This window comes from Tibeticola sediminis, assembly GCF_003843835.1.
Classification (GTDB): Bacteria; Pseudomonadota; Gammaproteobacteria; order Burkholderiales; family Burkholderiaceae_C; genus Tibeticola; species Tibeticola sediminis.
Genome location: NZ_RKQL01000003.1, coordinates 223,311 through 243,597 on the forward strand (window position 1 = coordinate 223,311; position 20,287 = coordinate 243,597).

Genomic DNA, 20,287 nt, shown 5'->3' on the forward strand with positions numbered 1-20,287 from the left:
CATCTGACGCTGGCATCCCAGCGAAAAGACCCGTATCGGTCTTACAAGGCCTGCAGCGCGGCAATGCGCTCTTCGATCGGTGGATGGGTGGCGAACAGCGCGCCGACCGAGCCCGCGATTCCGAAGGCCTCGACCGATTTGGGCAATTCGGCCGGGTGCAGGCGGCCGAGCCGCGCCAGTGCATTGATCATCGGCTGCTTGCGGCCCAGCAGTTGCGCCGAGCCCGCGTCGGCGCGGAATTCGCGCTGCCGGCTGAACCAGGCCACGATGATGGCCGCGAGGAAGCCCAGCACGATGTCGAGCACGATGGTGGTGACCATGTAGCCGATGCCGGGACCGCTGTCGCGGTCGTCGCCACGGCGCAGGAAACTGTCGACGGCAAACCCAATCGCGCGGCTCAGGAAGACGACGAAGGTGTTCATGACGCCTTGAATCAGCGTCATCGTGACCATGTCGCCGTTGGCAATGTGCGCCACCTCGTGCCCGAGCACGGCCTCGATTTCCTCGTGCGTCATGTTCTGCAGCAGCCCGGTGGACACCGCCACCAGTGCCGAATCGCGGAACGCACCGGTGGCAAAGGCGTTGGGGTCACCCTCGAAAATGCCGACCTCGGGCATGCCGATGCCAGCCTTCTGGGCCAGGTTGTGCACGGTGTTGACGAGCCAGGCCTCGTCGGCGTTGCGCGGCTGCTCGATCACCTGCACGCCCGCGCTCCACTTCGCGATCGGCTTACTCATCAGCAGCGAAATGATCGAGCCGCCAAAACCCATGACCAAGGCAAACATCAACAGCGAACCGAGGTTGATGCCGCTGGCGGAAAGATAGCGGTCGACGCCGAGCAAGCGCACGGCGATCCCCAGAACCACGATGACCGCCAGGTTGGTGAGCACGAACAGTGTGATGCGTTTGAACATGTTGAACAGGCTGAGAGCGCCCCGAAGTCTGGGCGAGATGCGGATGGCAGGGTCAGACGAGGGGAAATCAAGCACCGCAGCCGAAATTCCCGCCCGCGGCGTGGAAATCAGCCAGACGCAGGGCGGGCGCGCGCCGGCCGAAACACCGCCGGGTCGTCGTAGAAGCCCGGGTCTGCATTCGCGGGCCACCAGAGCGGTACGCCCAGCACCGGCAAAGGCGCAAAGGGCTTGGCCGCCAGCCGTTCGGGCAGCAGTTCCGGCACGACCTGCGCCTCGAGGGCGCGCAAATCCGACCACGGCGAGCGCACCCGCCAGACATGCACCGTGATCGACTTGTAGGGCCGCACGAGCTTCTCCAGCGCCGCATGGCCGAAAACGAGCAGTTGCGTCTGTGCCCACAGCGGCCGCAGCGCGCCAAACAGCACCGACCAGGCGCGCGCCGCCAAGGCGTCCCACAGGGGCTCGGGGGCGTACAGAAAAGCCCCGTTTTCATCGAGCACGGTGAGCGCGTCACGTATCGGCCCACGGGTCGCGCCCACGCCGCGCGCGGCGATCTCGGCCGCCTGCAAGGCGTTCATGCGCGCCTTCACCCCGGGCAGTCCTAGCCAACAAATTCCATTGAAAAAATCGTGTAGCCCGGCGCGAACTGGCACTCGTTTGCTCTTAAAAATGTAGTCTTCATAGGCCTGCCCGGCGGGCAAGTCCTGCTGCGGCACGAAGCCCACCGGCGCGCCCCGCGCCCGCCCCTCTGCATCGAGCGCCGCGTGCAGCGCCTCACCCGCCGCAAGCCGCTGCCGCACCGCCACGATCGTCGGCTGCCAGGGTGCAAACCAGGGCGCGGGTGTTGGAGTCGCCGCAGGCAGCGCGTCGGCCCAGCCGGATGTGTCCATCGGGCACTGAAGCACACCGGTACCGGCCATGCCCCGCGTGCTCAAGCCCGCTCAGCCACCACCCGCCACCCCAGCGCCTCGCCCGCAGCCAGCGGCTTGAGCTCGGCTTCGCCGAAGGGGAAGGACGCGGGCGGTGTCCAGCGCTCGCGGCGCAGGGTGAGGGTGCCGGTGTTGCGCGGTAAGCCGTAGAAGTCGGGGCCGTGGTGGCTGGCGAACGCTTCGAGCCGGTCGAGCGCGCCGGCGGCCTCGAAAGCCTGGGCGTAGAGCTCGATTGCGGCGTGGGCGGTGTAGCAGCCGGCGCAGCCCACCGCGGCTTCCTTGAGAGCCGCGGGATGCGGCGCGCTGTCGGTGCCGAGGAAGAACTTCGGGCTGCCGCTGGTCGCCGCGGCCACCAGCGCCTGCCGGTGCTGCTCGCGCTTGAGCACGGGCAGGCAGTACCAATGCGGGCGAATGCCACCGGTGAACAGGGCGTTGCGGTTGTAGAGCAGATGATGCGCGGTGATGGTGGCGGCCAGGAGCCCATCGGCCTCGGCGACGTACTGAGCGGCTTCGCGCGTGGTGATGTGCTCCATCACGATCTTGAGTCCCGCAAAGTCGCGCCGCAGGGGCTCGAGCACGCACTCGATGAACACGGCTTCGCGGTCGAACAGGTCGACCTCGGGGTCGGTCACTTCTCCGTGCACCAGCAGCAGCAGGCCCTCGCGCTGCATGGCTTCGAGCGTTGCATAGGTCTTGCGGATGTCGGTCACGCCGGCATCGCTGTTGGTGGTGGCGCCAGCGGGGTAGAGCTTGACCGCCACCACGCCAGCGGCCTTGGCGCGGCGGATTTCCTCCGGGGGCAGGTTGTCGGTGAGGTAGAGCGTCATCAACGGCTCGAACGCCATTCCCGTGGGCACGGCGGCCTGGATCCGCGCACGGTAGGCCAACGCCGCCTCGGCCGTGGTGACGGGCGGCTTCAAATTGGGCATGACGATGGCGCGCGCGAACTGCGCGGCGGTGTGCGGCACGGTGGTTGCCAGCGCCGCGCCGTCGCGCAGGTGCAGATGCCAGTCGTCGGGTCGGGTGAGGGTGAGGGTGTCAGTCATGGAGCCGGATTGTCCCAAATGCGCCGATCCATGGCGCCCCGCCTTGCGACCGCCGCACCACGAAAACGGGCACCCGAGGGTGCCCGCTGCGCGTGAGGCAAAGATGAAGGTCAGTGCGAAAGGATCTTGTCGAGGAAATCCTTGGTGCGCGGCTGACGGTTTTCGGGGTGGCCGAAGAACTCGTCTTTGGAGCAGTCTTCGAGGATGCGCCCGCCCACGTCGATGAAGATCACGCGGCTCGCCACCTTGCGTGCAAAGCCCATCTCATGCGTGACCACCATCATGGTCATGCCCTCCTTGGCCAGCGTCACCATCACGTCGAGCACCTCGCCGACCATTTCGGGGTCGAGCGCCGAGGTGGGCTCGTCGAACAGCATGACGATGGGGTCCATCGAGAGCGCACGCGCAATGGCCACGCGCTGCTGCTGCCCGCCCGAGAGCTGGCCCGGGAATTTGTCTTTGTGCGCCATCAGGCCCACCCGGTCGAGCATCTTGAGGCCGCGCGTCTTGGCCTCGTCGGGACTGCGCCCGAGCACCTTGACCTGCGCGAGCGTGAGGTTCTCGGTGACCGAAAGATGCGGAAACAGCTCGAAGTGCTGAAACACCATGCCCACGCGGCTGCGCAACTTGGGCAAATCGGTTTTGGGGTCGTGGACGGGAATGCCGTCGACCCAGATTTCGCCTTTCTGGATCGGCTCGAGGCCGTTGACGGTCTTGATGAGGGTGGACTTGCCCGAGCCCGAAGGGCCGCAAACCACCACCACGTCGCCCTTGGCGATGCTGACCGAGCAGTCGTTGAGCACCTGCACAGGGCCATACCATTTGGAAACATTCTTGAGTTCGATCATGTTCATTCTCCGGCGTGGATGCGAGCGCCATCAGCGGATGATGGCAATGCGGGCCTGAAGCCGTTTGACGGTCCACGACAAGGCATAGCAAATCACGAAATAAACGACCGCCGCGAGCAGATACGCCTCTTCGGTGCGGCCATAGATCTTGCCGGCGTTGGTGAAGCCCTTGAGCAGGTCGTAGGCACCGATGGCGTAGACCAGCGAGGTGTCCTGGAACAGGATGATGGTCTGCGTCAGCAGCACCGGCACCATGTTGCGAAACGCCTGCGGCAGAACGACCAGGCGCATGGTCTGCGCATAGTTCATGCCGAGCGCCTGCGCCGCAAACACCTGGCCGCGCGGAATCGACTGAATCCCCGCCCGCATGATTTCGCTGAAATAGGCCGCCTCGAAGGCCACGAAGGTGATGATGGCCGAATACTCGGCACGGTGGTTCGCCCCGTCGGGCAGGTAGGTGTAGAAACCCGCCGGCACGAGCAGGAAAAACCACAGAATCACCATCACCAGCGGCACTGAACGCATGCCGTTGACGTAGACGGTCGCAGGACCGGCCAACACGGACTTGCCCGAGAGCCGCATGAGCGCGAGCAGCGTTCCAAACAAAATGCCCCCGACGGTCGCCACCAGGGTGAGTTGCACGCTGAAGCGCAGCCCGCCCAGCACGAACTTGTCGATGATGTCCCAGTCGAGCCAGCTGAAGTCGAGTCCGAGCATGGTCAGGCTCCTTTCAGTCGGGTCGTGGGCCCAAGGTCGAAGCGTTGGATCTGCATCTCAATGCCCTCCCGCGCCGCCAGCGACGATGAAGCCCGGAATGCGCACCCGCTTCTCGATGAAGGCAAAGATGCGGTTGACTGCAAACGCCGAGACCGCATAGAGCGCCGTGACCGCTAAATAGATCTCGATGCCGCGCGACGTCTCTTCCTGCGCCTGCATCGCAAACATCGTCAACTCCGGAATGGACACCGCAAACGCCACCGAGGAGTTCTTCAACAGGTTCATCGATTCACTCGTGAGCGGCGGCAGGATGATGCGCAGGGCCATCGGCAGGATGACGTAGCGATAGGTTTGCGCCGTCGTCAGGCCCAGCGCCATGCCCGCATAGCGCTGCCCGCGCGGCAGCGACTGAATACCCGCGCGTACCTGCTCGGCAATGCGCGCGGAGGTGAAAAACCCGAGCGCAAAGACGACCAGCACAAAGCCTGGCACTTGCTGAAACGCTGGGAACACCTTGGGTACCACGAAGTACCAGAGGAAGACCTGAACCAGCAGCGGAATGTTGCGGAAACCCTCGACCCATCCATTGGCAAAACGGCTCAGCCAAGGGCTGTCGGGCAAGGTGCGCAGCACGCCGACCACCGAGCCCACGAACACCGCGACGACCCAAGATGCGCCCGCGACCGCCAGCGTCCAGCGCCAGGCCTCGAGCATCCACTGCAGATACGTGCGACCACTGCCGTCATCCGCCAGAAAAACCTGCCATTCCCATGTCATCGGAACTCTCCTTTCGAAGCTTGGGCGCATCGCCGCGTCGCGCCAGGCGCAAAACGGCAACCCCGCCAGGGCACGATACCCAGGCGGGGTTGCGCTGGCCCGGCCCGGCCGGGACGAAGCGGATTGTCCTTAACGTGCGTTGTAGGCTTCCATGGGCTTGTCGTTCGGATTCGCCCAGGCTGCCTTGAGGTTTTCGCTCGGCGGCAAGCCGATCCGTGCGCCCTTGGGCGGAATCGGTTGCATGAACCACTTGTCGTAGATCTTGGCGATTTCGCCCGACTTCATCAGCCCGATGAGGGTGTCGTCCGCGAGCTTCTTGAAGGCCGGGTCATCCTTGCGCATCATGATGGCGATGGGCTCGACCGACAACACTTCACCGACGATCTTGTAGTCGGCCGGGTTCTTCGAGTTGGCAATCAGGCCCGCGAGGATGGAGCCGTCCATCACGAACGCATCCGCACGGCCCGATTCGAGCAGCAGGAAGCTGTCGGCATGGTCTTTGCCATAGACCTCTTTGAAGTCGATGCCGCGGGCACGCTCGTTCTTGCGCAGCGTTTGCACGGACGTGGTGCCGGTCGTGGTGGCAACGTTTTTGCCGTCGAGCTGTGCGATCGAGGTAATGCCAGAGTTGGCCTTGACCGCCATGCGCACCTCCTCGATGAAGGTCGTGACCGCAAAAGCGACGTCCTTTTGGCGCGCGAGGTTGTTGGTCGTGGAACCGCACTCGATGTCGACCGTGCCGTTTTGAACCAAGGGAATGCGGTTTTGCGACGTCACCGATTGGTACTTGACCTCGAGCTTCTTGCCGATTTGCTTCTCGAGGTTGTCGATGATGCGCTGGCACAGCTCGACGTGGTAGCCGACGTACTTGCCGTCGCCGAGCGTGTAAGACAGGGCGCCCGACGAGTCGCGCACACCCATCGTGATGGTGCCGGAAGCCTTGACCTTGGCGATGGTGTCGTTGGTCTGAGCAAGCGCGCTGCCCATGGTGAGGGCGGCGACTGCGAAGGCGACGATCGATTTCTTCATGAGAACATCCTTAGGGCCAGTGGATAAAAATGGATCAACCCAACGGCAGATTTTAGGCCTCGCCGCTTACCGCCGGTCCCGAACAAACCCTAGGGCAACGCTGAACAGTCCCTCGCGCGCCTCGCATCCCATCACGCGAACTCATTCAGCCTTGCCCTGGTCCTGTCGCGGACCGGTCCCAGTTGCCCTACAGTTCGCCCCATGAACAAGATCTTTGTCCTCGGCGGCACCGGCTTCGTCGGCCGCCATCTGTGTGAGCAGCTCAACCGCGCCGGCCAGCGCATCACCGTGGCGACGCGGCGGCTCGTGAATGCCCAAGCGATCCAGAGCCTACCGCTGGTCACCCCGATCGAGGTCGACGTATTCGATGAGGCGCAACTGGCGCGGCAACTCGCGGGACATGACGCCGTCGTAAACCTCATTGCCATCCTGCACGGCAGTGAGGAAGCGTTCGAGCGCACGCATGTCGAACTGCCCGAACGCATCCTGCGCGCCGCGCGCAAGGCCGGCGTTCGGCGCGTCATCCACGTCAGTGCGCTGGGCGTGGCGGTCGATGCGCCTTCGCGCTATCTGCGCAGCAAGGCGCGCGGCGAGGCGGTCTTCCGCAACGCTGCGGCAGCCGGCCTGATCGATCTGACGGTGTTTCGGCCCAGCGTCATCTTTGGCGCGGACGACCGCTTCCTCAACCTGTTTGCCGAGTTGCAGCGCAAGCTGCCCGTGATGCCGCTGGCGCGGGCGCAGGCGCGGCTGCAGCCGGTTTGGGTCGAAGACGTCGCGCTCGGCATGACGCGCGCGATCTCGGGGCCGCAATCGCGCGAGAGCCTCGGCCAGATTTACGAAGCCGCGGGCCCCGAGGTGTATACGCTCGGCGAGCTCGCGCGTGCCGCCGGTGCTTGGGCCGGCGTCAACGAGGGTCGAGGCCGACCGGTGCTGCCGCTGCCCGATGCCCTGGGCTGGCTGCAGGCCGCACTGCTCGAGCTGCTTCCGGGCGAGCCACTGATGAGCCGCGACAACCTCGACTCGCTCAAAGTCGACAACGTCGCCACCGGCGCCTTTCTCGGCCTCGAGGCGCTGGGCATCCGGCCCGCGCCGCCCTCGGGCATCGCGCCGGGCTATCTCGGCCACCGTGGGCCGCGCAGCGGGCTCGATCTCGTCCGCCGCCGCGTCGACACTCCGTAAACCATCCTAGGAACCTCGCCATGCGCCAACTCTGGATCGGCAACAAAAACTATTCGTCCTGGTCGATGCGGCCGTGGGTCTTGATGCGCGAAGCGGGCATCCCGTTCGAGGAAGTGATGGTGCGCTTTGACGGCTTCGGGCCCGACAGCGCGTTCAAGCAGCGGCTCGCCGGCATCAGCCCCACCGGCAAGGTGCCGGTGCTCGTCGAGGACGATCTCGTCGTCTGGGATACGCTGGCCATTGCCGAGACGCTGGCCGAGCAATTCCCCGATCGCGCGTTGTGGCCACGCGAGCCGCGCGCGCGGGCGCATGCCCGCAGCATCTGCGCCGAAATGCACAGCGGCTTCATGGCCTTGCGCGCGGCCTGCCCCATGAACATCGAGGCGTCCTTGCCCGAGGTCGGCGCGCTGGCCTTGCGCGACAAACCGGCGGTTCGCAGCGACCTGCAACGCCTGACCACCATGTGGAGTGAACTGCTGCACGCCCACGGGGGGCCGATGCTGTTTGGCGACTTCAGCATCGCCGACGCGTATTTCGCACCGGTGGTGATGCGCATCCAAACCTATGCCCTGCCCGTGCCCGAGCCCGTCGCGGGCTATGTCGAGCGCGTGTGCGCGCTGCCTTCGGTGCGAGCCTGGGTCGACGACGCACGAGCCGAACATGACTTTCGGCCGTTCGAGGAACCGTACCGGCTGCACGGCAACAAGGCGTGAAGATCTACCGCGTCGGCGGCTCGGTCCGCGACGAGCTGCTCGGTCGGCCCGTGCAAGACCGCGATTGGGTGGTCGTGGGCGCAACGCCGGAGGAAATGGTCGCGCTGGGCTACACCCCAGTCGGGCGCGACTTCCCGGTCTTTTTGCACCCCGAAACGCATGAGGAATACGCGCTTGCCCGCACCGAGCGCAAAACGGCGCCCGGCTACCACGGCTTCGTGGTCCATGCCGCGCCCGACGTGACGCTCGAAGAGGATCTGGCTCGGCGCGATCTCACGATCAATGCGATGGCACTCCCGGCCGATTTCACGCCGGCATCGGGCCCAAACAGCCTGGAAGAACACCTGATCGACCCCTACGGCGGCCTGCGCGACCTGCGCGCGCGCGTACTGCGCCATGTGACCGACGCCTTCCGCGAAGACCCGGTGCGCATCCTGCGCGTGGCACGCTTTGCCGCGCGCTTTGCCGACTTCCAAGTCGCCCCCGAGACGCTCGCGCTGATGCGCGAGATGGTGGCGGCGGGCGAGGTGAACCACCTCGTGCCCGAGCGCGTGTGGCAGGAGCTCGCCCGCGGCCTCATGGAGACGGCGCCAGCGCGCATGTTCGAGGTCCTGCGGGCCTGCGGTGCCTTGGCCGTGCTGCTGCCCGAAGTCGACCGGCTCTGGGGCGTGCCGCAGCGCGCCGACTACCACCCCGAAGTCGACACCGGCGTGCATGTGATGATGGTGCTGCAGCAAACCGCACGCTTCGCGGCGTCCCTGCCGGTGCGCTTTGCCGCGCTCACGCATGACCTCGGCAAGGGCACGACGCCGCCCAACGTGCTGCCACGGCACATCGGCCACGAAGAGCGCAGCGTGCGCTTGCTCGGCCCCTTGTGCGAACGACTCAAAGTGCCCAAGGACTGCCGCGAGCTCGCCGACGTGGTCGCGCGCGAGCACGGCCACATCCATGCCAGCCTCGGCTTCAGCGCCGCCGCGACGGTGCGCCTGCTCGAGCGTTGCGATGCGCTGCGCAAGCCCGCACGCTTTGCCGACGTGCTGCTCGCGTGTGAATGCGACGCCCGCGGCCGCCTGGGCTACGAGGAACTGCCCTACCCACAGCGCGATCGGCTGCTGCAGGCGCTCGCTGCCGCGCAATCGGTCGACACCGCAGCCGTCGCCGCAGCAGCGGCGGCCCGAGGCGCCCAAGGCCCGGCCATCGGCGCTGCGGTGCATGCGGCACGGGTGGCTGCGGTCGAGCAGGCTGGGCTGTCCGCGCCCGACAAACCGGCGTCAGGCTGCGCGTAGGGTAACGCGGAACCGGGACCCGACCTCGAGCGCCTGGCAGTGTGCGATGGACGGCGCGAGAAACAGGTTTTAGCGGATGTGCTGCCGCACCCAAGCCGCAATCTGCGCGGGTGAGGTCATGGCGCCGGCCTGGCGGGCGATTTCTCGGCCGCCCTGGAACAGCGCCAGCGTGGGAATGCTGCGGATGTTGAAGCGCGCGGCGAGTTGCTGCGCCTCTTCGGTGTTGACCTTGGCCAGCCGCACGCGCGGTTCGAGCTGCGCGGCGGCCTGCTCGAACGCCGGCGCCATCATGCGGCAGGGCCCGCACCACGGGGCCCAAAAGTCGACGAGCACAGGGATGTCGTTGCGGCTGATGTGGCGGTCGAAATTGGATTCATCGAGCGCGACCGGATGCGCGTCGAACAGGGCGTGATGGCATTTGCCGCAGTTGGGCGCGCTGCCCAAAGCTTCGGGCGCAACGCGGTTGGTGGTGTGGCAGTGCGGGCAAACGATGTGCAGGGGATTGGACATGGCGTAATTCCTGAATTTGGTTTTTGGTCAGTTTTGGGCCGAGGCGTGCGTTTTCAAGGCGATACCCCCGCCGGTCATTCCTCCGCCCCCGCCACCAGTGCGGCCGCCGCGTACTGGCCGACCTGCTCGCCGAGGCCCGCCGGGTGCAGCCGCACGCCGGCGGTCAGCGCGGGGAAATGCGCGTCGATCTGCGCCTGCAGCCGCGGCAACAGCCAGTCGCGGTGTGGCCAGAACACGCCGCCGCCGAGTGCCACCGCATCGAGGTCGAGCGTGACGACGAGGTTGTAGAGCATGCGCCCCATGACCGCGCAGACAGCCTCCACCTGCGCCCGGGCGCGCGCGTCGCCACCCTGGAGCGCGGCGGCCCACAGCGCGGCCGGGTCGCGCCCGAAGCGCCGCTCGAGCGCGCCGCCCGCCACCTGGGCCTCGACATCGCCCAGGTTGCCGCAGCCGCAGCGCGCGCCGCTGGCGTCGTCATTCACGAATTGGTGCCCCGCGTGGCCTGCGTTGCCGTGTTTGCCGTGCAGCACCCGCCCATCGACGCACAGCCCGACGCCGACCCCGGTGCTCCAGGTCACATACGCGCAGTGCGAGCGGCCCTGCAGCGCGCCCCAGCGCCGCTCGGCCTCGAGCGCGGCGATGGCATCGTTCTCGATGCGCAGGCGCACCGCCTCGGGCAAGGCGGCGCGCAGCGGCGCTTCGAGCGGCAAAAAGGTCCAGTCATTGGGCAGGCCGGTTTGCCCGCCGCTCAAGCCGCCGCAGAGGTTGGGCGTGACGAGGCCGAGCGCACCGCCTTGGTGCGCAAACGGCCCAGCCGAGGCCACGCCGACCGCCGCCAGCGCCGCGCGACGGATGCCGGCCTCGGCACAGACGGCGTCGACGAGCCGCAGCACCTGTAGGGCCAGGGCTACGGGCTCGCCTTGGCGCACCGTCGGCTCACGCCGCGCGGGGCCGAATTCGGGACGCGCCGCGCCCGCTGCACGGGCGAGCGCCACGGCGACCTTGGTGCCGCCGATGTCGACGCAGGCAAACCAGCGCACCGCTGCGAGCCCTCCCCGCCCCCGCGCAGCCTCAACGCTCGTCGACGGGCAGGCCCAGCATGACCCACTCGTAGAAGCCGCCAGGGAACATCGCCACGCCCTTCATGCCGAGCACGCGCTCGAGCACGAACCAGGCGCCGGCCGCGTATTGGCCGGTGTTGCAGAACACGATGCCGGGGCGCGGGCGCACGATGCCGGGCAGCGAGAAGATCGCGCGGTATTTCTCGGCGCTGAGGTAACGCCACGAGCCATCGGCCGCCTGCTCATAGAGCCATTCGGCCGCAATCGGCTCGGTGCCTGCGATGCGCCCGCGCTTCGGGATGGCGGGCACGGCGTCGAGCCCGAGGTATTGCGTGATCGGCCGGGTGTCGAACACCGGCTTTTTCGCCTTCAAGGCGGCTTGCAGCTGCTCGCGGCTCGCCACCATGCCGGCGCGGGCGCTCTGGGCCGTCCAGTTGCTCTGGCCCATGGGCGCGATGGCGTCGGTGTCGATCTCGCCGCCGGCCATGATCCAGGCGCGCACGCCGCCGTTGAGGATGGCGATTTGCTCAGGCGGCACACCGTAGACCTGCAGCATCCACACGAAATACGCGGCCTCTTGCAGCGAGGTGGCGTCGTCGCCGGTGGGGGTGACGACGATGGGCTTGCCCGGCTCGAGCTGCACGCCGCGCATGCGCGCCTGGAACTCGGCGGCGCTGAGCATCTGGTAGTCGATCTCCTTGCCTGCGATGTTGCGCTTGGTACGCAGCCCCCAGAAGTTCACCGACAGCGCATCGGGGATGTGCCCGCCGACCTGCTCGAGCACGGGCTTGCCGGCGACGGTTTCGTACTTGGGTTTTTCGGTCAGGCTGTTGAGGTTGTCGCGCAGATCGACGACCTGCACCTCGGCCTGGTGCGCCTTGAGCCAAGGTACGTCCACGAGCGGTCCGGGCAAGGTGAGCGCCTGCACGGCACTGGCGGCCAGGAGCGCAGCGCCGCCAATCAGCGCTGAGAGCCAGCGGGGGGTTCGGTTCATGGGATCTCCTCCAGAAATATAGGGATAGGGGTATACGAGCCGCACAGTAATCGAGCGCCTGCCTGCGGTCAAATCCAGCGCGCGATGACGCTCGCCAGCGCGCTCAGGATGAGCGTGGTGGTCAAAGGGATGAACCACTCACGGCCAAAGAGGCGAAAGCGGAAATCGCCCGGCAGCCGCCCAAAGCCGAGCCGCTGCAACCAAGGCGTGAGCCCGTTGAGCAGCACCAGCGCGAGAAAAACGACGATGAGCCAGCGGATCATGCGCGTGGGCCGGTTGCGCTCACAAGCGGTGCGTGCGGTCGCCGGTGGCAAAGCCGCAGCTCGGCCAGCCCTCGCCCGTGCACAGCGCCAGCACCTTGAACAGCTCGCCCATTTCATGCTCGGCGATGAGCCGATGCGCCTGCGTGCGCGTGGCCAGGTCCGCAGCCTCCATGCGCTGGGCGATGCCGCAGTTGAGCAGAAACCGGCCCTGCGCGGTGTAACCCAGGGTGGAGAGGCCCGCATCCTGCGCGGCGAGTGCGATGCCGGTGAAGTTCACATGCGCGGTGATGTCTTTCTCGCCGACGTCCGAGAGCGGATCGGCGTCGGCGCGATGCGCACGGTGGCACATCAGCGTGCCAGCGCTGCGTTCGGGGTGGTAGTACTCGGCTTCGGGGAAGCCGTAGTCGATGAAAAAGGCCGCGCCGCCACGCGGGCTGGCGCGCAGCCGTTCGGCCAGGGTGGCGACGAAGGCTTCGGCTTGGGGGTGGATTTCGGTCAGGTAGTCGTGCCGCCCCTCGGGCTCGATCGGCGGGCGCAGCTCGGTCGGGCGTTCCACCCAGGCGTAGGCACCATCGGCCGCGCGCGCGACGCCACGTTCGAACCACACCCCGCCGCGCCGTGCCAGAAGCTTGACCGGCATCGCGTCGAGCAGCTCGTTGCCGATGACGACGCCCTCGATCGCATCGGGCAGGGTGTCGGCCCACTGCACCCGCTGACCCCAAGCCGCAAGCCGCTCGCGTTGCCGCGCACGCAAGCTGCCCGAGACTTCCACGATGGTGTAGCGGCGCACCGCCACCCCCATCGCGTCGAGCGCCGCCAATAGCTCCGCGGCCAGTGCGCCGCTGCCGGCGCCGAACTCCCACAGCGCATCGGTGCCGGTACGCGCCAGAGCCTCGGCGAGCGGCACGGCCAGCGTCTGGGCAAACAGCGGGGAGAGTTCAGGCGCGGTGACGAAATCACTGCCTGCGCCGTTCTGGCCCTGCGGAAAGTGGCCGAACTTGGGCGCGCCGCCGCTGTAATACCCCAGCCCCGGCGCATACAAGGCCAGCGCCATGAAACGGTCGAAGCCTATCCAGCCGCCGGCCGCGGCGATGGTCTGCGCCAACAGGCGATCCAAAGCCGCATGCCCCTCGGTGCCGCGCGGCGGGGGGGGCGTCGGTACACTTGCGCGTTCGTCCATCACCCGCCGATTGTCACCCAATGGCCCCTGACCCGATGCCCTCCCCCGATGCGCTGGTTGTTGCGCCCGGCGGCTGCACGCCTGCGCACGGGGTGGTGCTCGTCACGGGTGCAGCGCAGCGCCTCGGGCGTGCGATCGCGCTGGACCTGGCCGCGCACGGCTGGCGGGTGGCGGTGCACTACCGCAATTCAGCCGAAGAAGCTCTCAAAACAGTAGCGGACTGTGACCGTTTGACGCTGGGGTCTGCCGCTTTTTCTGCAGATCTGGACGACGAGGCCGCCGCCCGTATGCTGCTGCCGCGCGTGGCCGCCACGATGGGCCCGGTCGAGGCCGTGGTGCACAGCGCCGCTTTGTTCGAGCACGACGACGCCGCGAGCTTTTCCTACGCGGCGATGGAGCGCCACCTGCGCACCAACTGCGGCGCGGCCATCATCCTCGCACAGGCGCTGGCCGCGCAGCTCGCCGCGCGCGCCGAGGCGGGCGAGGCCGACGCCCACGGTGTCCTGGTGCCGCTGCTGGACCAAAAGCTCTGGAACCCCAACCCCGACTTCCTGAGCTACACGCTCTCCAAGGCGGCGCTCGAGAGCGCGGTGACGCTGCTCGCGCAGGCACTGGCGCCGCGGTTGCGCGTGGTCGGGGTGGCACCAGGCCTCACGCTCACGAGCCCGTGGCTGAGCGACGAGAAGTTCGCCGCGCTGCACCGGCTCAGCCCGCTGGGCCGCTCGTCCACGCCCGAGGATGTCGCGCACGCGGTGCGCTTTGCGCTCACCAACCGCGCGCTCACTGGCACCACGCTGCTGGTCGACGGCGGCCAGCACCTGATGCGGTTCGAGCGCGATTTTTCGATGATGTGAAGGCGCCCATGCCCCACCCGATTGCCCACGCCTCGCAAAGCCTCAGCCTCACCGGGCTGCGCTTCGACGCCAACCTCGGCATCCTCGACCATGAGCGAACCGCGCCGCAGCCCATCCAGGTGGACGCCGAGCTCAATCTCGGCCCGCAACCGCTGCTGCCGCGCGACGACGACATTTCGCAGGTGCTCGACTACCGCAAGGTGCGGCGCATCATCATCGAGGAATGCACCGCCGAGCATGTCAATCTGCTCGAGACGCTGATCGGCAAGCTCGCGCACCGGCTGATGCAATTGCCCGGCGTGATCGGCGTGCGCGTGAAAATCGCCAAACTGGAAATCTTCGACGACTGCGAAGTCGCCATCCGCGCGCAAGCCGGCCAATGGTGAGCGACGCCGCATCCGCCCCGCCCCTGCACAGACCATGCACCCGACCCTGAACCCCAGCGCCGACGCCGCCGAGACCGAGCGCGCGCGCCGCCGCGCCGCCTTCGAGGCGCACAAGCTCGAAAAACGCCTCTGCCGCGAGGTGGGCCGCGCCATCGTCGACTATTCGATGATCGGCGAGGGCGACCGCGTGATGGTCTGCCTCTCGGGCGGCAAGGACAGCTACGGCCTGCTCGACATCCTGCTCAAGCTGCAGGCGCGCGCACCGGTGCGCTTCGAACTCATCGCCGTCAACCTCGACCAGAAGCAGCCCGGCTTCCCGGCCGACGTGCTGCCCAACTACCTGCGCGGCTTGGGCGTCCGGTTTCACATCGAGACGCAGGACACCTATTCCATCGTCAAAGACAAGATCCCCGAGGGCAAAACCATGTGCAGCCTGTGCAGTCGGCTGCGCCGCGGCATCCTCTACCGCGTGGCGAGCGAACTTGGCGCCACGCGCATCGCGCTGGGTCACCACCGCGACGACATCCTCGCGACGCTGCTGCTCAACATGTTCTTTGGCGGCAAGCTCAAGGCGATGCCGCCCAAGCTGGTGAGCGACGACGGCCGGCATGTGGTCATCCGCCCGCTCGCCTACGTGGCCGAGCGCGACCTCATCCGCTGGGCCGAACACCGCCAGTTCCCCATCATCCCCTGCACGCTGTGCGGCAGCCAGGAAAATCTGCAGCGCGCGCAAGCGGTGGCGCTGCTGCGCGAGTGGGAAAAGAAGTTCCCGGGCCGGCTCGACAACATGCTGCATGCGCTGCAAAACGTCGTGCCCTCGCACCTGCTCGATGCGCGGCTGCACGACTTCGCGCACCTCGAAGCCACCGGCCGCCCCGACCCGGAAGGCGACCGCGCCTTCGATGCCGACCTCTGGCCCGAGGCCCCGCCCGCGGGCGTGCAGGTCGTGCACTTCGGTTGAAGGCCAGCCCATGGCGTCGATCGTGGTCATCGAGGACGACGCGGGCACGCTCATGCTCGTGCGCTCGGTCCTCAGCAAAGAAGGTCACGAGGTCGCGACGGCGTCCGACGGGGCCGAAGGGCTCGCGCTCATCCAGGCGGTCAAGCCCGACCTCGTGGTGAGCGACGTGCACATGCCGGGGCTCAACGGCTTCGAGATGCTGGCCCTACTCCGCAGTCAAGCCGAATTCACCGCGCTGCCGGTCATCCTACTCACCTCGCTGCAGGAGCGCGCGCACATGCGCATCGGCATGACGACGGGCGCGGACGACTACATCACCAAGCCCTTTCGCCCCGGCGAGCTGCGCGAAGCGGTCCTTGCGCAGCTGCGCCGGCGCGAGAAGCAGGCCGAGATGCAAAAACTCGCCACCGAGGCTGCCGTGCGCGTGGCCGTCGAAGAGCGCACCCACAATCTTTCGCGCCTCTACGAGCAACGTCTGGCCAAGGCTTTGAGCGAGCGCTGGCCCGCCCCGGGTCAGGCCGCCGACGACGAGCATTTGAGCGACGCCACGGTGTTGTTCGTCGACATCCCGGTGTTTCCCGAGCTGGCCCAGGCACTCACACCGGATGAGCTCACCGGTCTGGTCAAGCGTTTCTACGGCAGCGCAGGCGATACGGTCTATCTCTTCGGTGCCCGCTCGATGCAGTTCGTCGGCGAAGGCCTGCTCGCCATTTTTGCCGACACGTCCGACACCGAATCGGTCAGCCACAGCCTGCGTGCCGCGCGCGCGGCCCTCGGCCTGGCCAGCGCGGCCCATGCCATGACCCAGCACCTGCAAACCCTCGGCAGCGGCCGGCGCGCGCTGCCCGCGTTCACCGTCGCCATGGCCTTGCACCACGGCCCGGTCACGCTCGCGCGGCTCAAGGACCCGCTGCACGACGCGGTCGGCCAGCTGCTGCCGATGGGCGAGACCACGGTCACGGCGATGCAGTTGCAGCGCCAAGCCCAGGCCCTGGGCTGGCCGATTGCGGCGAGCCTTTCGACCGTGCGTCACATCGCGGGCGCAGTTCGCACCGGCCGGCGCGGTCTGGTGAGACTGCCCGGCCGCCCCGCGCCGTTCGACGCGGTCGAGCTCGTCGCGCTGACGCGTTGAAGGCCGATTGCCATGGTCCGTGCCCCTTTGCGTCGCTTCTCGCTGCGCTGGCTGCTGACCGCGAGCCTGGTGCTGTTCGCCGTGGTGCCCGCGACGCTCGCGACCTGGCTCATGGCACGGGCGGGGACGCAAGCGACGGGGGAACTCGCCGGCACGCTGCTCGGGCGCATCGCCGACCGGGTGCAACTCGGCACCGAGGATTTGCTGCGTCGCGCGCCCGACGCGCTCAACGCCCTGCTCGGTGAGCGTCCGAGCGCCGAGGAAGTGGCACGCGCCCGCGCCTGGCTCGACGACCCGCGGGACTTCGAAGCCATGGCCTTTGCGCTGACCCGCCAGTCGGGCGACGTTCCGGCGCTCTATTTCGGCACGCAGCGAGGGGCTTATCTGTCGGTCGAAACCCGTGAGGGCCACACCCGGATCCACGAGCGCGCCGCCGACGGCGTGGGCCGCCGTTCCTTCGACGTCCAGCATCCGGGCGACCGCGGCCGCGCGGCGATGATCGAGCCGCAAAGCTTCGAACCCCGCACCCGCGGCTGGTACCAGCGCGCGGTGGACGCCAAAGGCCGGGTGTTTTCGCCGGTGGAGCTGGTGGACGGCGAGCCGCGGGTCACGCTGTCCCAGCCGGTGTATGCCGAAGACCGGAGCGTGGCCGGCGTGTTTGCGGCCGATCTGCGCCTGGGCCGTCTTCCCGACAGCCTGCGCACCCAGCGCATGAGCGCCCACGGGGCGGCCTTCGTGATGGACGAGCGCGGTCAACTCCTGGCGGGCTCGGCGGGCGACTCCTTGCTGCGCCTGGCCGACGGCCGGGCCTCGCTGCGCAGCCCGGCCGAGAGCGCCAACGCGGTGATCCGCGACGCCCATACCGCGTGGCAGGCCCTGCGTGCGCGCCAGAGTGCCGACAATGTCGCCCTCGACACCGCGGTGCAGCGCGTGCCGGCCGCGGCGGGCCCCTTGCTGATGGTGCAGCGCCCCTTTGGCCAGGACTGGGGACTGCACTGGGTGTTGGTGGTGGCCGCACCCGAGACCGACTTCACCGCCGGGCTGCTGCGCGCGCGCGACGCCTCGCTCGCGCTCACGGCCGGGGTGGGCGTGCTGGGCCTGCTCGCCGCGTGGTGGCTGGCGCGCCGGCTGGCCGGGCGGCTCGAGCAACTGGGTGACTCGGCCCGCTCGATCGGCGAAGGCGTGGTGCCCGCGGTAGACACGGCCACCCGCATCCGCGAGGTGCATGCGCTCTCGACCGTGCTGCACGACAGCGCCGCGCAGATCGGGCGCTACCGCCAGCAGGTGGCGCGGGACGCGCGGCAGTTGCAGCAGGCCAACGAGACGCTCGAAGCGCGCGTGGCCGAGCGGACGGCCGAGCTGGCCGCCTCGCGCGAGGAGGCGCTGGCAGCGGCGCAGGCCAAGGCCGCCTTCCTCGCGACGATGAGCCACGAGATCCGCACCCCCCTCAACGGCGTGGTCGGCATGAGCACGCTGCTGGCCGAGACCGCGCTCGACGCCGAACAGCGCGACTATCTGCAGACCATCCGGCTCTCGAGCGACCAGCTGCTCTCGGTCATCAACGACATCCTCGATTTCTCCAAAATCGAGTCGGGCAAGCTCGAACTCGAGGCCGAGCCTCTCGCGCTGCGCACCGCCGTCGAGGAAGCCTGCGACATCGCCGCGCCACGGGCCCGCGAGAAAGGCATCGAACTGCTGATCGACATGCCCGACCCGGCACCCGGGCAGATGCCCGAGGCCATCGTGGGCGATGTGACGCGGCTGCGACAGGTGCTCATCAACCTCGTGAACAACGCGGTGAAGTTCACGCCCAAGGGCGAAGTCGCCGTGCATGTGCGCCCGCGCGGCGCCCCCGATGCCCACGGACGCGTCACGATCGAGTTCCGCATCACCGACACCGGCATCGGCATTCCCGAGGATCGCATCGGCACCCTGTTCCAGGCCTTCACGCAGGCCGACGCCTCGACCACGCGCAAGTACGGCGGCACCGGGCTGGGCCTGGCGATCTGCCAGCGGCTGGTCGCGCTCATGGGCGGCGAGATCGGGGTCGAGAGCACGCTGGGCCAGGGTTCGAGCTTCTGGTTCACCGTGGTCGCACCGGTCACCACGCTCGACCGGCCCAACGGCGCGCTCGCTGCAACCCGGCTTCAGGGCTGCCGCGCGCTGATCGTCGACGACAACCCCACCAATTTGCGTCTGTTGCGGCGCCAGCTCGAACGCTGGGGGCTGGAGGTGGAGAGCGCCGAATCCGCCGGCGAAGCCTTGCGCCTGCTCGAAGCCGCCGCGGTGCCCGGGGCGGGCGCTGGGGGAGACGACGCCCATGCGAGCGAGCCGCGCTGGCTGCCCGACCTCATCATCACCGACATGCACATGCCGGAAATGGACGGGGTGGACTTTGCCCGCACGCTGCGTACCCAGCCGCTCGGCGAGGGGCTGTCGCTCGTGCTGCTCAGCTCCGGTTACCTGCCCGCCAGCGACGAGGCGGCGCGGCTGTTCGACGCGCGGCTGCTCAAACCCGCTCGGCAGACGCAGCTGTTCGAGACGCTGGTGCGCTGCCTCTCGTCGGACACGCTCGCCGAAGGCGCACAGGCGCGGCGCGTGGACGAACCCAAGCCGCGCGGCACGGTGCTGGTGGCCGACGACAACCCGGTCAACCTCAAGGTGGCCCGCGCGATGCTGAGCCGGCTGGGGTTTGCGGTGCGCACCGCCGATGATGGCCACGAGGCGGTTGCGGCCGTAGCCGAGGCGATCACACAGGGCGAAACGCTCGCCGCGGTGTTGATGGACATGAACATGCCGCAGATGGACGGGCTCGAGGCCACGCGCGAGATCCTCGCCCGCTGGGGGGAGCGTGCGCCACCCATCCTGGCGTTGACCGCCGCCGTGCTGCCCGAAGACCAGGCGCGCTGTGCCGAGGCCGGCATGGTCGATTACCTCACCAAGCCCTTGCAGGTGGCTGCACTCGCGCGGGCGCTCGAGCGCTGGGCCCGCTCTGATGCCCCCGGGCGCACCAACACCACCGAGCCGTCTGGGCCCGCCGAACCCGGCGCCATGGCGGCCAGCGACCTGCCGGTGCTGGATGGAAGTCGGCTCGAGGAATTCCGCGAGTTCGACGACGAGGCGCAGACCCTGACGCGCGAAGTCGTGCGGCTGTTCCTCGACACGCTGGCGCAGCGGCTCGCCGACATCGATGCCGCCCTCGCTGCGGCGCGGGCCGAGGCGCTGTGCACCGCCGCCCATGCGCTCAAAGGAGCGGCCAGCAACATCGGGGCGCTGGCCTTGCAGCAAGCCTGTGCGGAACTGGAGTCGGTGGCTCAAACCGGGGCCTTGCCCGAAAATGCCGCCGCCGTGTCCACGCGCCTCGCGGCCCTCGCGCAGGCAACACGCGAGGCGCTGGCGACCTGGCAAACGCCGCCGTGCCCCTAAAGGCAACGCTGAACAAGTCCCTCGCGCGCCGCGCATCCCAGCCGCGGGCGGTCTGCGTCGTTGCAAATCCTCGCCATAGCTG

Annotated in this window: 20 protein-coding genes; 8 read left to right on the forward strand and 12 right to left on the reverse strand. The window is 68.1% G+C overall.

All coding sequences use genetic code 11. The features are described 5' to 3' along the window. Positions 1-41: 41 nt before the first annotated feature. The 7 genes from htpX to EDC62_RS08045 all read right to left on the reverse strand — a co-directional run bounded on the left by htpX (position 42) and on the right by EDC62_RS08045 (position 6,260). Positions 42-914, reverse strand: coding sequence for a protease HtpX (gene htpX / locus EDC62_RS08015; protein WP_124222438.1), 873 nt, complete (start codon positions 912-914; stop codon positions 42-44). 107 nt (positions 915-1,021) lie between these two features. Next, positions 1,022-1,804: a DUF3025 domain-containing protein gene (locus EDC62_RS08020; protein WP_124222439.1), complete on the reverse strand. Its 783-nt coding sequence runs from the start codon at positions 1,802-1,804 to the stop codon at positions 1,022-1,024. 41 nt (positions 1,805-1,845) lie between these two features. Then, positions 1,846-2,889, reverse strand: a complete 1,044-nt coding sequence (gene pyrC, locus EDC62_RS08025) for a dihydroorotase (RefSeq protein WP_124222440.1) — start codon at positions 2,887-2,889, stop codon at positions 1,846-1,848. A gap of 110 nt (positions 2,890-2,999) precedes the next feature. Beyond that, positions 3,000-3,737, reverse strand: a complete 738-nt coding sequence (locus EDC62_RS08030) for an amino acid ABC transporter ATP-binding protein (protein WP_124222441.1) — start codon at positions 3,735-3,737, stop codon at positions 3,000-3,002. 30 nt (positions 3,738-3,767) lie between these two features. Next, positions 3,768-4,454 (reverse strand): amino acid ABC transporter permease, encoded by a 687-nt coding sequence (locus tag EDC62_RS08035; RefSeq protein WP_124222442.1) that lies wholly within the window; start codon positions 4,452-4,454, stop codon positions 3,768-3,770. Between the two features lie 57 nt (positions 4,455-4,511). Further along, entirely contained in the window at positions 4,512-5,231 is a 720-nt protein-coding gene (locus tag EDC62_RS08040) for an amino acid ABC transporter permease (protein WP_124222443.1), read from the reverse strand. 129 nt (positions 5,232-5,360) lie between these two features. Continuing rightward, on the reverse strand, positions 5,361-6,260 hold the full coding sequence (locus EDC62_RS08045) for an amino acid ABC transporter substrate-binding protein (RefSeq protein ID WP_124222445.1): 900 nt from the start codon (positions 6,258-6,260) through the stop codon (positions 5,361-5,363). A 201-nt stretch (positions 6,261-6,461) separates the two neighbouring features. Here EDC62_RS08045 and EDC62_RS08050 point away from each other — a divergent pair, with 201 nt between their 5' ends. From EDC62_RS08050 to EDC62_RS08060, 3 genes are read left to right on the forward strand one after another with little or no spacing between them, the layout of a single operon-like run. Continuing rightward, entirely contained in the window at positions 6,462-7,439 is a 978-nt protein-coding gene (locus EDC62_RS08050; protein ID WP_124222447.1) for a complex I NDUFA9 subunit family protein, read from the forward strand. 20 nt (positions 7,440-7,459) lie between these two features. Next, positions 7,460-8,152 (forward strand): glutathione S-transferase family protein, encoded by a 693-nt coding sequence (locus tag EDC62_RS08055; protein WP_124222448.1) that lies wholly within the window; start codon positions 7,460-7,462, stop codon positions 8,150-8,152. Continuing rightward, positions 8,149-9,438 carry a multifunctional CCA addition/repair protein gene (locus tag EDC62_RS08060; protein WP_124222450.1) on the forward strand — a complete coding sequence of 430 codons (1,290 nt, stop codon included), beginning with the start codon at positions 8,149-8,151 and terminating at the stop codon, positions 9,436-9,438. The genes EDC62_RS08055 and EDC62_RS08060 overlap by 4 nt, the downstream gene beginning before the upstream one ends. Before the next feature lie 69 nt (positions 9,439-9,507). On the opposite strand, the gene trxC is transcribed toward EDC62_RS08060, so the two are convergent. From trxC to EDC62_RS08085, 5 genes are all read right to left on the reverse strand, one after another. After that, entirely contained in the window at positions 9,508-9,948 is a 441-nt protein-coding gene (trxC, locus tag EDC62_RS08065; RefSeq protein WP_124222452.1) for a thioredoxin TrxC, read from the reverse strand. Between the two features lie 74 nt (positions 9,949-10,022). Beyond that, positions 10,023-10,988 carry an ROK family protein gene (locus EDC62_RS08070; RefSeq protein ID WP_124222454.1) on the reverse strand — a complete coding sequence of 322 codons (966 nt, stop codon included), beginning with the start codon at positions 10,986-10,988 and terminating at the stop codon, positions 10,023-10,025. 31 nt (positions 10,989-11,019) lie between these two features. Next, positions 11,020-12,003, reverse strand: coding sequence for a sulfurtransferase (locus EDC62_RS08075; protein ID WP_124222456.1), 984 nt, complete (start codon positions 12,001-12,003; stop codon positions 11,020-11,022). A 68-nt stretch (positions 12,004-12,071) separates the two neighbouring features. Next, positions 12,072-12,266: a DUF2905 domain-containing protein gene (locus EDC62_RS08080; protein WP_124222458.1), complete on the reverse strand. Its 195-nt coding sequence runs from the start codon at positions 12,264-12,266 to the stop codon at positions 12,072-12,074. 19 nt (positions 12,267-12,285) lie between these two features. After that, positions 12,286-13,446 (reverse strand): class I SAM-dependent methyltransferase, encoded by a 1,161-nt coding sequence (locus EDC62_RS08085; protein ID WP_124222460.1) that lies wholly within the window; start codon positions 13,444-13,446, stop codon positions 12,286-12,288. 35 nt (positions 13,447-13,481) lie between these two features. Between EDC62_RS08085 and EDC62_RS08090 the strand changes: the two genes are divergently transcribed. Genes EDC62_RS08090 through EDC62_RS08110 form a run of 5 tightly spaced genes read left to right on the forward strand, consistent with a single transcriptional unit; the run spans position 13,482 to position 20,205 of the window. Further along, positions 13,482-14,300 (forward strand): SDR family oxidoreductase, encoded by an 819-nt coding sequence (locus EDC62_RS08090; RefSeq protein ID WP_124222462.1) that lies wholly within the window; start codon positions 13,482-13,484, stop codon positions 14,298-14,300. 8 nt (positions 14,301-14,308) lie between these two features. After that, entirely contained in the window at positions 14,309-14,686 is a 378-nt protein-coding gene (locus EDC62_RS08095; protein ID WP_124222464.1) for a dihydroneopterin aldolase, read from the forward strand. A gap of 34 nt (positions 14,687-14,720) precedes the next feature. Then, on the forward strand, positions 14,721-15,647 hold the full coding sequence (ttcA, locus tag EDC62_RS08100; protein WP_124222466.1) for a tRNA 2-thiocytidine(32) synthetase TtcA: 927 nt from the start codon (positions 14,721-14,723) through the stop codon (positions 15,645-15,647). A gap of 10 nt (positions 15,648-15,657) precedes the next feature. Continuing rightward, entirely contained in the window at positions 15,658-16,779 is a 1,122-nt protein-coding gene (locus EDC62_RS08105; RefSeq protein WP_124222469.1) for a response regulator, read from the forward strand. A gap of 12 nt (positions 16,780-16,791) precedes the next feature. Further along, positions 16,792-20,205, forward strand: a complete 3,414-nt coding sequence (locus tag EDC62_RS08110) for a response regulator (protein WP_124222471.1) — start codon at positions 16,792-16,794, stop codon at positions 20,203-20,205. The last annotated feature ends 82 nt before the right edge of the window (positions 20,206-20,287 follow it).

Excerpts from the sequence above, each read along its gene's own strand:
- EDC62_RS08075 (WP_124222456.1), bottom strand. The coding sequence starts at position 12,003 with ATGAACCGAACCCCCCGCTGGCTCTCAGCGCTGATTGGCGGCGCTGCG.
- EDC62_RS08030 (WP_124222441.1), bottom strand. The coding sequence starts at position 3,737 with ATGATCGAACTCAAGAATGTTTCCAAATGGTATGGCCCTGTGCAGGTG.
- EDC62_RS08040 (WP_124222443.1), bottom strand. The coding sequence starts at position 5,231 with ATGACATGGGAATGGCAGGTTTTTCTGGCGGATGACGGCAGTGGTCGC.
- EDC62_RS08085 (WP_124222460.1), bottom strand. The coding sequence starts at position 13,446 with ATGGACGAACGCGCAAGTGTACCGACGCCCCCCCCGCCGCGCGGCACC.
- EDC62_RS08080 (WP_124222458.1), bottom strand. The coding sequence starts at position 12,266 with ATGATCCGCTGGCTCATCGTCGTTTTTCTCGCGCTGGTGCTGCTCAAC.
- htpX (WP_124222438.1), bottom strand. The coding sequence starts at position 914 with ATGTTCAAACGCATCACACTGTTCGTGCTCACCAACCTGGCGGTCATC.
- pyrC (WP_124222440.1), bottom strand. The coding sequence starts at position 2,889 with ATGACTGACACCCTCACCCTCACCCGACCCGACGACTGGCATCTGCAC.
- EDC62_RS08105 (WP_124222469.1), top strand. The coding sequence starts at position 15,658 with ATGGCGTCGATCGTGGTCATCGAGGACGACGCGGGCACGCTCATGCTC.
- EDC62_RS08055 (WP_124222448.1), top strand. The coding sequence starts at position 7,460 with ATGCGCCAACTCTGGATCGGCAACAAAAACTATTCGTCCTGGTCGATG.
- EDC62_RS08095 (WP_124222464.1), top strand. The coding sequence starts at position 14,309 with ATGCCCCACCCGATTGCCCACGCCTCGCAAAGCCTCAGCCTCACCGGG.
- EDC62_RS08110 (WP_124222471.1), top strand. The coding sequence starts at position 16,792 with ATGGTCCGTGCCCCTTTGCGTCGCTTCTCGCTGCGCTGGCTGCTGACC.
- EDC62_RS08050 (WP_124222447.1), top strand. The coding sequence starts at position 6,462 with ATGAACAAGATCTTTGTCCTCGGCGGCACCGGCTTCGTCGGCCGCCAT.
- EDC62_RS08020 (WP_124222439.1), bottom strand. The coding sequence starts at position 1,804 with ATGGACACATCCGGCTGGGCCGACGCGCTGCCTGCGGCGACTCCAACA.
- trxC (WP_124222452.1), bottom strand. The coding sequence starts at position 9,948 with ATGTCCAATCCCCTGCACATCGTTTGCCCGCACTGCCACACCACCAAC.
- EDC62_RS08090 (WP_124222462.1), top strand. The coding sequence starts at position 13,482 with ATGCCCTCCCCCGATGCGCTGGTTGTTGCGCCCGGCGGCTGCACGCCT.
- ttcA (WP_124222466.1), top strand. The coding sequence starts at position 14,721 with ATGCACCCGACCCTGAACCCCAGCGCCGACGCCGCCGAGACCGAGCGC.
- EDC62_RS08045 (WP_124222445.1), bottom strand. The coding sequence starts at position 6,260 with ATGAAGAAATCGATCGTCGCCTTCGCAGTCGCCGCCCTCACCATGGGC.
- EDC62_RS08035 (WP_124222442.1), bottom strand. The coding sequence starts at position 4,454 with ATGCTCGGACTCGACTTCAGCTGGCTCGACTGGGACATCATCGACAAG.